General features: G+C 67.0%; 14 protein-coding genes. 5 read left to right on the forward strand and 9 right to left on the reverse strand.

Annotation, left to right across the window (positions count from 1 at the left end; genetic code table 11):
• Nucleotides 1-168: 168 nt before the first annotated feature.
• Nucleotides 169-1122, reverse strand: coding sequence for a prolyl aminopeptidase (gene pip, locus VGF64_06170; GenBank protein ID HEY1634324.1), 954 nt, complete (start codon nucleotides 1120-1122; stop codon nucleotides 169-171).
• 138 nt (nucleotides 1123-1260) lie between these two features.
• Between pip and VGF64_06175 the strand changes: the two genes are divergently transcribed.
• The 4 genes from VGF64_06175 to VGF64_06190 all read left to right on the forward strand — a co-directional run bounded on the left by VGF64_06175 (nucleotide 1261) and on the right by VGF64_06190 (nucleotide 6786).
• Complete coding sequence (locus VGF64_06175) at nucleotides 1261-2223, forward strand: aldo/keto reductase (protein ID HEY1634325.1); 963 nt, start codon at nucleotides 1261-1263, stop codon at nucleotides 2221-2223.
• 164 nt (nucleotides 2224-2387) lie between these two features.
• Nucleotides 2388-4259, forward strand: a complete 1872-nt coding sequence (locus tag VGF64_06180; protein HEY1634326.1) for an NAD(P)/FAD-dependent oxidoreductase — start codon at nucleotides 2388-2390, stop codon at nucleotides 4257-4259.
• The gene (locus VGF64_06185; protein ID HEY1634327.1) at nucleotides 4256-5923 is read left to right on the forward strand and encodes an SDR family NAD(P)-dependent oxidoreductase; all 1668 of its coding nucleotides are present in this window, start codon (nucleotides 4256-4258) and stop codon (nucleotides 5921-5923) included. The genes VGF64_06180 and VGF64_06185 overlap by 4 nt, the downstream gene beginning before the upstream one ends.
• Nucleotides 5920-6786: an amidohydrolase family protein gene (locus VGF64_06190; protein HEY1634328.1), complete on the forward strand. Its 867-nt coding sequence runs from the start codon at nucleotides 5920-5922 to the stop codon at nucleotides 6784-6786. Before VGF64_06185 ends, VGF64_06190 begins: the two co-directional genes overlap by 4 nt.
• 298 nt (nucleotides 6787-7084) lie before the next feature.
• Here the strand turns inward: VGF64_06190 and VGF64_06195 are convergent, their stop codons facing one another.
• Together VGF64_06195 and VGF64_06200 are read right to left on the reverse strand one after the other, a co-directional pair.
• Nucleotides 7085-7555 (reverse strand): SRPBCC domain-containing protein, encoded by a 471-nt coding sequence (locus VGF64_06195; protein ID HEY1634329.1) that lies wholly within the window; start codon nucleotides 7553-7555, stop codon nucleotides 7085-7087.
• Nucleotides 7552-7866 (reverse strand): metalloregulator ArsR/SmtB family transcription factor, encoded by a 315-nt coding sequence (locus tag VGF64_06200; GenBank protein HEY1634330.1) that lies wholly within the window; start codon nucleotides 7864-7866, stop codon nucleotides 7552-7554. Before VGF64_06200 ends, VGF64_06195 begins: the two co-directional genes overlap by 4 nt.
• 335 nt (nucleotides 7867-8201) lie before the next feature.
• Here VGF64_06200 and VGF64_06205 point away from each other — a divergent pair, with 335 nt between their 5' ends.
• A complete protein-coding gene (locus VGF64_06205; GenBank protein ID HEY1634331.1) occupies nucleotides 8202-8975 on the forward strand; it encodes a hypothetical protein in 774 nt (257 codons plus the stop codon).
• Between the two features lie 61 nt (nucleotides 8976-9036).
• Here the strand turns inward: VGF64_06205 and VGF64_06210 are convergent, their stop codons facing one another.
• The 6 genes from VGF64_06210 to VGF64_06235 form a co-directional block, all read right to left on the reverse strand.
• Entirely contained in the window at nucleotides 9037-9366 is a 330-nt protein-coding gene (locus VGF64_06210) for a hypothetical protein (GenBank protein ID HEY1634332.1), read from the reverse strand.
• A 15-nt stretch (nucleotides 9367-9381) separates the two neighbouring features.
• On the reverse strand, nucleotides 9382-9630 hold the full coding sequence (locus tag VGF64_06215) for a carboxymuconolactone decarboxylase family protein (protein HEY1634333.1): 249 nt from the start codon (nucleotides 9628-9630) through the stop codon (nucleotides 9382-9384).
• Between the two features lie 134 nt (nucleotides 9631-9764).
• Nucleotides 9765-10811 (reverse strand): hypothetical protein, encoded by a 1047-nt coding sequence (locus tag VGF64_06220; protein ID HEY1634334.1) that lies wholly within the window; start codon nucleotides 10809-10811, stop codon nucleotides 9765-9767.
• Between the two features lie 10 nt (nucleotides 10812-10821).
• The gene (locus VGF64_06225; protein ID HEY1634335.1) at nucleotides 10822-11193 is read right to left on the reverse strand and encodes a hypothetical protein; all 372 of its coding nucleotides are present in this window, start codon (nucleotides 11191-11193) and stop codon (nucleotides 10822-10824) included.
• A gap of 403 nt (nucleotides 11194-11596) precedes the next feature.
• Nucleotides 11597-12196 carry a MarR family transcriptional regulator gene (locus VGF64_06230; protein HEY1634336.1) on the reverse strand — a complete coding sequence of 200 codons (600 nt, stop codon included), beginning with the start codon at nucleotides 12194-12196 and terminating at the stop codon, nucleotides 11597-11599.
• Between the two features lie 40 nt (nucleotides 12197-12236).
• A complete protein-coding gene (locus VGF64_06235; GenBank protein ID HEY1634337.1) occupies nucleotides 12237-14663 on the reverse strand; it encodes a CoA transferase in 2427 nt (808 codons plus the stop codon).
• Between the last annotated feature and the right edge of the window lie 2 nt (nucleotides 14664-14665).

The following is a 14665-nucleotide window of genomic DNA, read 5'->3' on the forward strand; positions in this document are numbered from 1 at the left end:
CCGACGGCTACACGTGCCACTTCTTACGCCCAGACTGGAAGCTCCCGCACCGCGCCGACAGCGTCACCTGAATGCTCCGATGATGGGCTCATCGTCGTCACGGGACTGGTGGGGTCGCGCCGCTGGGCGTGATCGCACCAGGCTCCGACAATGGACAACGAATCGTTCTCAGCCGAGAATCGCATAGCGGTTCGTGGCCTCGACGATGCCGGCTGTCATGGCATCGCCTCCACTGTGACCAGTGTCGACCACGCGAAGATCAGCATCAGCCCACGCCTCCGCCAACTGCCAGGCAGAATCGAGAGGACCGCCCAGATCGAAACGTCCGTGTATCAGCACGCCCGGGATGCCGGCGAGCCGATGGGCGTCGCGCAGGAGCTGATCTTCGGTCAGCCAGGCACAGTGGTGAAAGTAGTGGGTGACGATGCGGGCGAAGGTCATGCGGAAGGCCGAATCGTCGTAGCGGGAATTCGGGACGCCTCCGGGAAGGGGTGACACGGCGTCTTCCCACCGGCACCAGTTGAGGGCCGCCTGCTCTCGGCAAGTGACGTATGGCTGCTCGTTGAGCAGGCGATGGTAGGCCGCGACCAGGTCACCGCGTCGTTCGTCCTCAGGGACACCGGACCGGAGGCGCTGCCACTCTTGGGGGAAGTATCTGCCGACCTCGTGGTAAAGCCAGTGGATATCGGCTCGGCGGGTCATGGTTATCGACGCCAGCACCATGGCGATAACGCGCTCTGGGTACCGTTCGGCGTAGGCGAGAGCAAGGGTCACGCCCCATGACCTGGCCACTAACACCCAGCGCTCGATCCCGCGATGCTGGCGTAGCCGTTCGATGTCGGAGATCAGGTGCTCCGTGGTGTTCGATGACAGCTCGGTCGTGGCATTCACCCGCGGCCGACTTCGACCACAACCCCGTTGGTCGAACAGAATGATCCGGTAGAGGCCCGGATCGAGCAGGCGTCCGTCGTCGGACGTACAGCCCGATCCCGGTCCACCATGGAGGACCACGGCCGGGACGCCATCCGGGTTGCCGCGCGCCTCCCAGTAGAGACTCTGGCCATCGCCGACCTCCAGTACACCGGTCTCGAACGGCTCAACCCCTGGGAACGTGTTCGGCACGGTCTTATCCTCTCAGACCGCCGCACAGCCGGCGCTTGGGGAGGCAGCCGCGTTATGGGCCAGTGGGGCACCCGGATTCGGGGACGCGTTGAGGACTCGTTCTGGGCAACCCCTGGGCTCGCGTTCTAGGGTCGCGATATGGACTATCGCAATCTCGGACGTTCCGGCCTGCTCGTCAGCCCTCTCGCGCTCGGCACCATGAACTTCGGGCCGCAGACGAGCGAGTCTGAAAGCTTCGCCATCATGGATCGCGCGCTGGACGCCGGAATCAACTTCTTCGATACAGCCAACGGCTATGGCGGGGGCGAAACTGAGCAGATCATCGGCCGTTGGTTCGCCCGGGGCGGACGACGCCGGGAGAGAGTGGTGCTGGCCAGCAAGGTGTACGGCAACGTCGCCGGCGACTGGCCCAACGACTCGAGGCTGTCGGCTCGCCACATCCGCGACGCGTGCGAGGCGAGCCTGCGCCGTCTGCAGACCGACCACATCGACCTGTACCAGATGCACCACGTCGACCGGTCAACGCCGTGGGAAGAGATCTGGCAGGCGATGGACCTGCTGGTGGCGCAGGGCAAGGTGCTGTACGTGGGCAGCTCCAACTTCGCCGGTTGGCATATCGTTGCCGCCAACGAGGCGGCCCGTCGGCGCAACTCGTTCGGGTTGGTCTCCGAGCAGAGCCTGTACAACCTCAAGACGCGCACGATCGAGCTCGAGCTGATACCCGCGTGCGAGACATACGGCGTCGGCCTGCTGCCTTGGAGCCCGCTCGGAGCGGGGCTACTCGCGGGCGGGCTGCGCGAGGCGACCGAGGGCCGCCGGGCCAACGACGGGATGAAGGCCGCTGCCGATTGGCTCAGAGACACGATCTCCGCGTGGGAGGGCTTGTGTCTTGAACTGGGGGAAAGGCCGGCCGATGTCGCGATTGCCTGGCTGCTCGCCAAACCGGTGGTGACCGCGCCTATCGTCGGGCCGCGCACGATGGAGCAGCTCGAAGGCTCGCTCCGCGCAGTCGACATCCATCTCGAGGCCGAGGTCCTAACCAGCCTGGACAAGATCTTTCCCGGGCCCGGAGGGCCGGCGCCCGAGGCGTACGCCTGGTGAGCGTGCCAACCACGACCCGGTAGTGGACACCCTCCTGCTCGGCAGTGTGGTCGACCGCCTGGGGATGGCACCTGCATGAGCGCCCGTCGGCTCCCCGCTCGGGCAGGGGAGTAGGCGGGGCGTTTGCTGACACGAGCATCAGGTTGAACAAGTAGTGTTGGGCCGTGCCTGGGTCCGATGCGAGGGGGTCTTCGTCTCCGCCCGGTGGAGCGAAGACGGGATCTCGCGGAGGCGCGAGCTACGATCCCGAGACCGTCCGCGCCAAGTACCTCGCCGAGCGCGACAAGCGAATGGTCCCTGGCCGCGCTGACATCCGGGACCTGCGGACCGACGAGCACTTCTCTCGCTACCGCGAGGACCCCTTCACTCCGGTCATCGAGCGCGACCCAGTCGCCGACGAGGTCGATGTCGTGATCGTAGGCGGGGGGATCGCCGGGATCCTCGCCGGCGCCCAACTCCGCAAGGCCGGCATCGAGCGGATCCGCATCGTCGACGAGGCGGGCGGCATCGGGGGCACCTGGTACTGGAACCGCTACCCAGGCGTGATGTGCGACGTTGAGTCGTACACCTACATCCCAATGCTCGAGGAGCTCGACTACATTCCCACCCGGCGCTATGCGTTCGGCGAGGAAATTCTGGGATGCCTCGAGGCGATCGCCGACCGGTTCGACCTGGTATCCGATGCCCTGTTCCACACAGAGGTGACCCGCGCCCAGTGGGACGAGGACGCCGCCCGGTGGCGGATCCGCACCGACCGCGGCGACGAGGTCAGCTGCCGCTGGTACGTGTTGGCCGTCGGGATCCTCAACCTCCTCAAGCTACCCGGCATCCCGGGCATGGAGGACTTCGCCGGGCGCTCTTTCCACACGGCTCGTTGGGACTACGAGTACACCGGCGGCGGCGCCCACGAGCCCTTGACAGGCCTGGCGGACAAGGCCGTCGCCCTCATTGGCGTCGGGGCGAGCGGCATTCAGTGCCTGCCGCTGCTCGCCGAGTCGGCGAAGCATGTCTACGTGTTCCAGCGCACGCCGTCGGCCGTCGGTGTGCGAGGCAACCGGCCCACCGATGGCAACTTCGCCCACGGGCTCGAGCCGGACTGGCAGCGCGCCCGAATGGACAACTTCCAGGCGATCATGCTGGGCCGCCCGGTCGAGGTAGACGAGGTCGACGACGGGTGGACGCGCCACTGGGCGGCCGTTCATCACCCCCCGCGAGAGAAGGGCATGACGACGGCCGACTACCTGCGCAGGGGCGAGGAGGTGGACTACTCGGTGATGGAGAACCACCGAGGTCGGATCGAGGCGCTGGTGACGGACCCGGCCAAGGCCGAGATCCTCAAGCCGTACTACCGGTACCTCTGCAAGCGGCCCTGCTTCCACGACGAGTACCTGCAGGCGTTCAACAACCCCAACGTCACGCTGATCGACTGCCCCGCCGGTGTCGAGCGGATCACCGAGCAGGGCCCGGTTGTCCACGGGGAGCAGTACTCGGTCGACTGCATCATCTACGGCACCGGCTTCGAGCCCGAGCTCACCCCCCTGCCTCGTCGGGCCGGCCACGAGATCGCCGGTCGCGGTGGCGTCACCATGGCCGAGAAGTGGGCCGGCGCCCAGGCCAGCCTGTTCGGGATGATGAGCCGTGGCTTCCCGAACATGTTCGCCATGCCGGCACCGGGGCAGCAGGCGGTGGTGACGGTCAACTACACGCAGGTGGCCGTGCTAGGGGCCGAGTTCATCGGCCGTGCCGTCGGGCTGCTCGAGCAGGGGGGCGTAGACGTCTTCGATGTGAGCGCCGAGGCCGAGGACGGGTGGACGCAGAAGATCGTCGAGTCCTTTGTCGATCCCAGCATCGTCATGTCCGCCTGCACGCCCTCGCGCCTCAACAACGAGGGTCACCCGGAGGCGATGAACCCCCGCAGTGGCAACTACGGGCGCGGGTTTGGCGACTGGTTCGGCTACCGGGCGTTGCTCGAGCAGTGGCTAGAGGCCGGAAGCTTCGAGGGCCTCGACATCGAGGTCCGATCGACGCTGTCGTGAGCTCGCGTCAGCGGGTCGCCGTCGTGACCGGCGGCGGAGGCGGGATCGGAGCGGCGATCGCCGAGGAGCTCGGACGTGACGGTTGGTTTGTGGTCACCGTCGACCCCCTTGTGACTCTCGACGGCTCCGAGCGGCTGCCGGAGCCGGGGGAGACCACTGCTGGTCGCATCGTGGCGGCGGGGGGCTCGGCCCGAGCCTCGTCGGTGTCGGTGACCGACGGCGAGTCGGTCCGCGGCCTGTTCAGAGACCTGGTCGACGAGCACGGCAGGCTCGACGCCGTAGTCAACGTCGCCGGTATCACGCGGCAAACCGGCTTCGCCCACGGGACCGAGGAGGATTGGCTCGCGGTGCTCGCAGTACACCTCGGCGGCTACCTCAACGTGCTCGACGCCGCGCTGCCGCTCATGGCGGCCGCGGGGCACGGCCGCGTCCTCGGCATCACCTCCGGCTCGGGTTGGCGGGCGGCCGATGCGGGCGCGTACAGCTGCGCCAAGCGAGCTGTCGCTGCCCTCACATGGCAGCTGGGTCGGCAGGCGCCGCCAGGCGTGACCGTCAACGCGATGTCACCTATCGCGGCCACCCGAATGGTCGCTGCTGCCGTCGAGCGTGCTCGTCAGGCGAGCACAAGGGGAAGCGGCGGCGGCCTCTCCCTTTTTGGATCGATGCCGGGCCCAGAGCACCTTGGGCCGCTCGGTGCACACGTCGTCGGAGACGGATTCGGGTGGTGCACCGGCCGGGTGCTCTTCGCCGGAGGCTCGGAGGTGGCGGTGATCGACGAGCCCCGCCTCCTCGAGGTCGTGCGGAGCGACGAGGTGGTCTCCCTCGCCGCGGTACTCGAGGCAGTCATCCCTCGAGCCTTTGCGACGGCCGAGAACAGCCAGGCGAGTGAGGGCGGTGGCAACCCCCGGTTCGGTCAGATCTTCGACCAACCGGCTCCCGCCGAGAGAGCATCGGTCAATAAGCAAACCTGTGTCGTCGTCACCGACCGCCCGCTCCTGGCCGCTTCTCTCACCGCCGCGCTCGAGGCCCGGTCCATCAGCTGCCACCGCGTCGAGGTCGCCGACGGCTTCCGGAACGCCGGGGACGCACTGCGCTCTGTCGTCGAAGTCGCTGGGTCGATTGACGCGATCGTCGTCGCGCCATCCGGGCCTCGGCCGACAGCCAGCCCAACGAATGGTTGGAAGCAGGTGCTCGCTGAGCACCGGGGGATCGTCCAGCAGATCCACACGGATGCCGGATGGGCCCGGGCTGCCTCCGACTACGCCGCCGGCGCCGCCCCCCGCCCGGTCCACCTGGTGACCCTCTCCGACGCCGCCACCTCAGGAGGTCGAAGTCGGGCCCAAGCCTCGGTGCAGCTCGCCCGAGCTGCCGTGGGTGCGACGGACGGCCGCGTTACAGCGTTCGCAGCCAGCATCGAGGCATCCGAGGCGGCAGTCGGCCAACCGGTCGGTGAACTCGTTGCCCACCTGCTTGGCAACCGCGATGCAAGGGCTCTCGCCGGTGCGGAACTGGCGGTCGGCGCCGGCTGGCTCGGCCTTCGCAGTCACCCCCGACCGATCGGCAGCATCACGTACGGTGGTCCCGCCGTCCCCGCTTGGCTCGACATGACCCTCAGGGAGGTTGTCGGCGCCACCGGCGACCCACCGCACATGGAGGCCCGATGACCGCCCAGCCCACTCGTGTCGTCGACGCTCACGTGCACCTCTGGGATCCGGCCCGCTCCGACTGGTACCCATACCTCACGCGCCCTCAGGGAGATGGCGCCGGTGATGCGTCGAGGATGTGCCGTCGCTTCGACGTCGACACCTACCAGGCCGAGTCATCCAGGTGGAACGTCCAGAAGTTCGTCAATGTCGCCGCCGCGACCGGTCGTCACTCGATCGAGGAAACCATCGAGCTCGACGCCAACGCTCATGCGAGCGGCGGTCCCCATGCCATCGTCGGCGGACTCCCGCCGACCGCCACGGTGGCCGAGGCCGTCGAGCTCGTCGACCGGCAGATGACCGCTCCGCGCTTTCGTGGGGTCCGCCCAATGGGCGCCCTCGACACGCCGCTCCCTGACGCCGGAGTGCTCCATGCCTTGCATGAGCGGGACCTGCTGTTCGAGCTGATGACCCATCCAGATCAGCTTCGAGTAGCTGCGGCGCAGCTCTCCCGCTTCGATGATCTCATCGTCGTCGTGGAGCACACCGGATGGCCTCGCTCGAGCTCCGACGCGGAGCGCGCCCTCTGGCAGGCCGGCATCGAGGCGCTGGCCGACCTGGGCGACAACGTGGTGTGCAAGCTGTCGGGCCTCGCGATGCCGCTCGGATCGATGGACGCCGCCCTCTTCGCGCCGTGGCTCGAGTACGCAATCGAGGCATTCGGCGTCGACCGGTGCATGTTCGCCAGCAACTTCCCCGTTGACTCGATGCACGGCACCTTCGACGAGCTCTACGCCGCGTTTAGCACCGTGACCGCAGGCCTCGATGGCGAATCCCGCGAGAACCTCTTTGCAAGGAACGCCGAGCGCGTCTATCGCTGCTAAACAACTGTCTGCACCGGTCTCTGTCCGCCGAGGTTGCTCACCTTGGTGTCCAATTCGTGTCCAGAGTTCGGCTATGCCCAGCGAACCTGCCGCCAGTCGGTTAGCGCGGGGGCCAGGGAACGCCCATGTTGTTGTGGGCGGGGACGGCGCCCGCGGCCATGACCTTAATTAAGATCGACCCCTGTCCAGGGGGTGGGATACAATCCTTGATTGCGCCGAGGAGCCCGCCGCGCGAGCGGCCGCAGTCCGGGACGAGGAGGGCTTCCGGCGACTGGCAGGTCTACGAGCGGCGATGCGTCTAGAAGTCGGCGAACGGATTCGATCCGGGGTCACCGCCGCTGGCCACCGCATACAGGCGGTCGAGGCTGAGGTCCCAGCCCCACACGTGGAACCGACAGGCGTTGTCGCTCGGGAGCCCGCTGTGGCGCACTCTCAGCAGAGTTTCATCACCCTCGGGCACCAGAACGACCTCCACCTGGGAATGGCCTGGAAGAAGGCCGGCATTGCCCCGGTAGCCCCAGGTGAAGACAACCCGCTTGGGGGGATCAACCTCCAGGTACTCGCCCTCCACTATCTGCTTGGAGTGTCCTGTCATCGTCACCCGGAACACTCCGCCCGGTCGCGGATCGAGCTCAGCATCGACGCCCTGCCACAGGCGAAATCGATCGGAGTCGGTGAAGTAGGCGAACACCGTCTCGGGATCTGCCGGGATGTGCCGCTCCACCTCGACCACGCCCTCGATGGCGGCCATGGCCCGACGACGCCTCACCGCCGTCCCTTCTTCGCCTCGCCCTCAGCCAGTTCCGCCAAGCGATCGAGGTCGGCCTCCCACAGGGCCTTGAGCATTCGCTGGAGAGGACGAGCCCGTTGGCGGTCGGCCCTATAGAGGCGGACCGTACCCCGATGCCGGCACCTCACCAGCCCCGCGTCCTCGAGCACTCGGAGGTTCTGCGAGACGGCGGGCCAGCTGATGTCAAAGTGATCGGCGATCGCGCCCGAGGATAGCTCCCGATCCCACACAAGGCGAAGGATCCGGCGACGACGAGCGCTGGCCACTGCCCGGAGCACAACGTCCTCCACGGATCCATTCAACCATCGACCTGAAGGTTGCGTCTAATTAAGCAGCGATCTATGCTCCGGATCGTCGAGCTTCGGGTTCGGGGTGTCCAACGGAGCCCGACGCGACCCTCGGCTCGGGGCCCAGCCACACCCGCGGCTTGGCCGATTGCTCACCGCTCCGGACTGGGTGGTCTTCGACAACTACATGGACACAGCGACATCGCTCTGGCGCATCCCTCCATCCCCTGGGCGAGTGTCGACTGCGTGACTGGAGGAGACATGGCGACGACCGGCACAAGCGACCCACAGGCTGGCCGAGCTGCTGCCCCGGCCCCAGACAAAGGGGGACAGGACAGATGAGACGACTGGAGGCGGCCTATCACTCGACTCGCCATCGCATCGTCGATCTCCTCGCCGAAGTCGACACGGGGCGGGATCCGAAGCGGGTCGCCGTGCCAGCATGCCCAGAGTGGTCGGTGCACGGCGTGATCAGCCACGTCACCGGCCTCTGCGCCGACGTGCTGTGCGGCAACATCGCCGGTGCCGCCAAACCCGAGTGGACGACCACCCAAGTCGCCACCAGGCGAGACCTGTCAACCGCTCAAGTCCTCGATGAGTGGGATCACAACGGCCCCAACCTCGCCGCCTTGCTCGACGACTTCCCCGGCCGCTATGGGCATCAGGTGCTCGCCGACCTCGGTGTGCACGAACATGACCTGCGCGGGGCCCTCGGACGCCCGGCCGCCAGAGACAGCGAGGCTGTTCACCACGCACTCGAGTTCATCGTCACGACGCTCCTGGATGCCGGAGCGACCGCCCTCGGTCTCGGACCCGTCGAGATCCGCACCGAGGACGGGCGCTGGGTGGTGGGCACTGGAGATCCTCGGCGTGGCGATGCGCAAGCCGCCTTCGCCACCGCCGTGGCGTCTTTGCCACCCGCTGAACGCCCGTCTCGACCTCCTGTCATCGCCAGCCTCGACGTGTCTGGCTTTGAGCTGTTCCGGGCGGCCACCGGGCGCCGTAGCAGAGCCCAGATTCGCCGCTACTGCTGGACCGCCGACCCTGATGGTTACCTGGAGTTGTTCGACCTGTGGCCGTTTCGCCTCCGCGACGATGACCTCGTGGAGTGATCGCCTTCCCGCCCGAGCGGCTCCTCGAGCTTTTCTAAGCAGCCGGCGACGAGGGCCACCGTCATGTTCGGGGCGGGTCGGGAATCGGCAGCGGGCACGAGCCACCCAGGGAGTCCGTTGTGGCGGCATCGAGGTCCGTGCGAAAGGTGGCGTGGAACCGGTTGATCAGGTTCGCAAGCCCCACCGTAAAGCACAGCTCCATCAGCTGCTGGGTGGAGAGGAACTTGGACAGGTCGGCATACAGCGCATCATCGATGGGCTGACTGCGCGTCGAGGTCCGCGCATAGCGGACGATTGCCTGCTCCTCGTCGGAGTAGACCTCGGAGGGCAGGGGGTCATGGGCAATGTGGGCCAGCTTGGCGTCGTCCAGTCCGGCGCTCCGACCGAGCACCACGTGGGTGGGGACTCAGTAATGGCAGTCGTTGGCGACCGAGGCGCCGAGGTAGGCGAGCTCCCGCTGACCCGGTGACAAGGTGTTGTTGGCATAGGCAACGCTGAGAAACGCTGCCAAGGACTGCAACGCCTCCGGGTGGTTGGCCACCGCCTGCAGGACGGCGAAGTCCCGGCCGGTGGCTGCACGCATCATCCGCAAGAGCTCGGCGGCACTCGGGTCGGCGCCTGGATCATCAGGATCGACCAACGGCAGTCGCCCCATCTCAGTTGGCCTGCCTGGGACAGGGCATGCTCAGCCCGCCCGGTGAGGCACAACACGTGTCGAATAGCCCTCGGCGGATCATCGATTGTGGCCCCTCGTTTGCCGTCCGATGGAGACAGTGCAACAGACCTTCTCTAAGGAGGCGAGCTCACTGGCGACCGGAGACATGACGGGTTGTGTTGCGCCGTCGGCACGAGGTTACCGTCGTAGCTCCCTGCCGGGAGAACGGCCGTTGTTCCAGTGTGAGCCTGACCTCGGGATCGGGACCTGAGCAAGTAGCTCGGCGACGGCTCCGAACCGACCCTGCGCGGCCACAGCGTGAAGGCCAAAAGCACGACCAGCGGTCCGGTACCGGGATCGGTGCCTTGACCGGTCATGACGGCTCCAAGGTCTTGTCCGACGAGCCAGCAGGCCACAGCAGCGATGATCCCCACGCCGAGGGCCACTCGTTGAGGCGTCGGCCAGAGTACCCCCCAGCCCACAGCGACCGCGATGAGGCCAATTGAGGCGGCGAAGAGCGCGCCGTGTCCGGCGACGAGGTGACCGGCGGCATGGTTGAGCGCGGCCAAGCCCTGCGGCTCCCCATCAGCTCCGTTGGCCAGCTGGGCGCTTGGCACGGAGCTGGCGTGGTTGACGACTTCGAGCTCCAGGAGGGCTCCTCCGGTCCATAGTGCGGTCCATGCCCACCTCGAGAGCCGAGGCCCGAGCGGTCCCGAGTCAGCGACTGCCGGCCCTTCTTTCCTCGAGCCCGGCCAGAGGAAGACGGCTGCGACGCCGTACAGCAGAGCCGCTCCCGGCGCGCCGGTCACCAGGCTGGTCCCGCTCATGAACATGCCACCGAGGCCCTCTCCCACTACCCACACCCCGAGGGCCCAGACGATGGATGCGCCTCGAGCAAGATTGGCGGACCTTCGCCACAAGAGGCCCAGTCCCAGGGTCACCTGGAAGGAGGCGAAGGCGGCGTTCCAGGCGACGGGGTGGGCGCTCAGCATCTTGGCCACGTGGAAGTCGAGCGTCGCCACCGCCCCTGGCAGGCCCATGTTCGCCATGCCCAGGATGTCCTTGAAGAAGGCGTCGCTGAACATGTAGGGCTGGAACTGCAGGGCACCGTCGAGCAGCCAGAGGAGCCCGAGGGCGATCTCGAGGCGACGACGCGTGATGAGCGGGCCTCGGGTCGGCAATGTCGTCAGCTCAGTAGCCTCCGCCCGAGCCCCCGCCGCCGCTCGTGCTCGGTGCGGAGCTGGTGCTCGGTGCGCTGCCGGTGGTCCCTGACCCGCCGGTCGAGCCGGAGCTCGCGCCACCGACGTTCATCGTGAGATCCATGCCCAGGCCCTTGTGGCCGTCGACTGGACAGAAGACGTCGTAGCTACCGTTCTGCAGGTTGACGCTCAGGTTCGCCGACTGGCCCGGCTGTATCACTGCCGTCTTCTGTCCGGCCACGCCGGGACCGTTGATCTCCAGGGCGTGGGTCACCTTGCCGTTGTTGGTCGCCACGAAGGTATAGGTGCCCGGAGTCAGGTTCTGGGGGGACAGGGCGATGCGGAAGTCGGTCAGGGATGCCATCACCTGGGTCGGTGACCCTGGCTGGCTGGTCTGGCCGGAAGCCTGGGTTGACGGCGAGGTCGATTTGGTCGCAGTGCTGGATGAGCCACCGCCGCAGGCCGCGGCGACGAGGACGACGACAGAACCGGCTCCGAGGGTCATGACCAGCGGATGGCGGAATCTGCTGTGTCGCTCTGCGACCCCTTCGGAACCATCTCGAACACGACCGGCTCGAACACGACCAGTCAGCATCTTCACCTCCGATTGGGACGGTTGATCCTTCTCGGGGACCTACGACGGAGAGGGGCGAAGGGATTGCCCAAATTGAGATGCCCTACGAGCCCGGATGGCCGCGCCGCATCTGTGGCGTCGCCTGAGCTGCCTCACCGAGCTGGCGGTGCCACTCACGGAACCCGAAGCGACGCTACGCCACCTCGAATCGGCTCTTGCGTCCATCGCGGCCGCGTTTGCGCGCCTGACGAGATCCAACTTCCTCTATTACCTCGTTCGAGTGCTCGACATCGAACTCGTTCCCACTCGCTCGAAGTTCAGCAAGCAACTCGACGAGCTGGCTGCGCTTCGGCTCGGACAGGCCGATTCCTTCGTACACGGTCGAGTTCAGGTCTCGAGTCGCGTCGGTGGCGACTCTCTCGCCGCGTGGAGTGATCACGGCGAGGGTGGTACGGGCATCCGACGCATGCGGCACACGACGAACGAGCTTCTTGTCCTCGAGCCGGTCGATGATGTTCGTGACCGTGGCCGGCGGGATGCGAAGGGTCTTGCTGATCCAGCTGAGGGTGAGGGAGGACTCCGGGTCCGTTGCCAGCCAGGCGAGCACCTCGTACCGGGCGAATGTGAGATCGTGGGCCCTCATCACGCTGTTCACCTGGTCGTTGAGAAGCTGGTAGGAGCGGAGGATCGCGGTGAACACGGACATTCCGGAGGCAGCCTGGGGATCCCAGCGCTCCAGCCACACGCGACGGGACGCTTCGACGACGTCGAACGGAGCCGCTTGGAAACCCATACCGGAAGGATAAGGCCTTCGCGGCCCACTGTCAGGTGTCCTAGACGAGCGAGCCACCGATGATCCCGCTGGCTTCGAGCGCTGCGATCTCCGACCGGGTAAGGCCGAGCTCGCCGAGGAGCTCCGCGTTGTGCTCACCCAGCAGCGGGGCGTGCCGTCTGTGGAATCGTTCCGGGCCGCTCGAGAACCTCATTGGAAGGGTGCTGTAGCGAGAGCGCCCAATCACCGGATGGTGCACATCCTCGAAAAAGTTGCGGAATGCGAGCTGCGGTAGGTCGGGTTGGCGGTGGGGTTGCTCGACCTTGCCGACGGGCACGCCGGCATCCCACAGACGTTCGACGACCTCGTCTGCCGACCGGGCTCGGCACCACTCCTGAAGGAATGCGTCAATGCGGTCGTGCTCCCGTACCCTCCCCGGCGCGGTCGCGAGCACGGGGTCGGCGAACAGGTCCGGCTCGTCCAACGCACAGCGGAGGGATACCCATTGCTCGTCGGTCGCGACCGCGATCGCTACCCAGCAGTCGTCCCTGCCGTATTCGTCGGGGCCAGCGACCTGGTAGAGGTTCTGCGGCGCCGCGCAAGGCCCGCGATTGCCAGCACGGGCAAGAAGCGCCCCGTAGGCGGAGTGCTCGATGGCCTGCTCCGCGGCGACGTTGACCGCCGCATCGACCATGGCTGTTTCGACGAGGCCGCCTTCGCCCGTCCTCTGGCGGTGCTCGAGCGCAAGCATCAGGCCGAACAGCGCGTGGAGCCCAGCGTTGGGATCACCTACGCAGTACGGCTCCCACGGCGGGAGATCCGGGTGCCCGGTGAGCGAGGTGAGTCCCGAAGCATCCTCGATCACGAACGCGAACGCAGACAGCTCGCGCCACGGCCCGTCAAGCCCGAAACCCGGCATCCGCAGGAGGACGAGATCGGGTCGCTCCGCCCGGAGCGTCTCGTAGTCGAGACCCAGCTCGTCGAGCACGCGTGGCGTATAGTTCTCGACGACCACATCGCACGTTCCGATGATTCGTCGCAATAGATCGATGCCCTGGGGATCGCGGAGGTCGATCGTCATGCTCTTCTTGTTCGTGTTGAGGGCGGCAAAGATGGGCCCTCGTTCCCAGAACTGCTCCTCCGTCTGGGGCACCCCGCCGACCAGACGAGCTCCGTCCGGCCGGGTCGACGATTCGAGGTGGATCACTTCTGCGCCGAGGAGCGCGAGCAAGTGGCCCGTGAGCGGACCCGCCCAATAGGCGGTCATGTCCAGGACACGCAGCCCCAGGAACGGAAGCGCCGCTGGCGCAGCGGCCGTGCGGGCGGGAGAACGTGCTTCGCGTTGCAGAGCCGCGTCGATCGAGTGCTCGCCGAGCCGAGGGGCCGGTTCGGGTGGCCGAAGGGGTGCCGCCCCGAGCCGGAAAGGTGGACGCGGATTCGCGGTCCCGTCCCGGGGGTTCGCGATGAACGTACCCCGCTGTTGGAAGTGCTCGAACGTCGTGACGTTCGAGCCGTTCGCGATCGGTGCATTGGGGATTCGAAAGGCCGACGCGAGGTCGAGCACCTCCCCGACAGTGTGCTCTGCGATCCACGCATCGATGACCGGCGCCAACGCCGTGCGGTTGACAAAGAGCTTGGGATCGTCCATCCACTCGGGGTGTTCGACCATCGCGCAGAAGTCGAGCCACTGTTGCCCGGTCCCGCACCCCAGCCCCACCATCCCATCGCGTGCTGCCCCGACGCCCGGAGTCGGGACGAACCGGCGTTTCCGCATCGGTCGTCCGAGTTGGTCGTGGAACGTCACCGGGTAGTACGTGAGGCACATCGCCAACGCCTCGACCATGGACACGTCGACGAGCTCGCCGTCCGACTGTTTGCGCCGAGTTGCCGCCAGGGTCCCGATCGCGCCGAAGACACCGGAGAGCCATTCGCCTATCTGGCCACCGACGGACACCGGCGCACGGTCTGGTCTTCCCCGCGCAAGTCCGACGATTGCTCCCGACCACGCTTGCAGCGTGAACTCAGTGGCGGCTCGATCGCTCCAGGGGCCTCCGAGTCCGAATGGAGAGATCGACGTCACGATCAGGTGCGCATGTGCACGGTGGACCTCGCGGGGATCGAGCGTCGGGTGCTCCGCCACCGGAGAGCCACGGGACCAGACCACCGCATCCGCCGATGCGAGCAGCCTGTGCAGCGATACGAGATCGTCCGCGCTATTGCTATCGACGACGACGCTCTGCTTCGATGCATTGAGAAAGTTGAAGAGCGCACCGTCGGCGTTGGGTGAGATCATCGCGCCGGAGGCCGACCATCGGCGAAGCGGGTCGCCGTCCGGCGACTCGACCTTGATGACCTCGGCGCCGCCGTCGGCGAGCAGCTTCGTGCAGTACGCGCCCCCGATCCACGTCGAGAGATCGATCACGCGGAGCCCGTTGAGCGGTGGCGCTGCCGGCGTGTCGTTCAGGGAGTCGGTGTGTGGTTGCGTCACCG

This window comes from Acidimicrobiales bacterium, assembly GCA_036491125.1.
Lineage (GTDB): Bacteria > Actinomycetota > Acidimicrobiia > Acidimicrobiales > AC-9 > AC-9.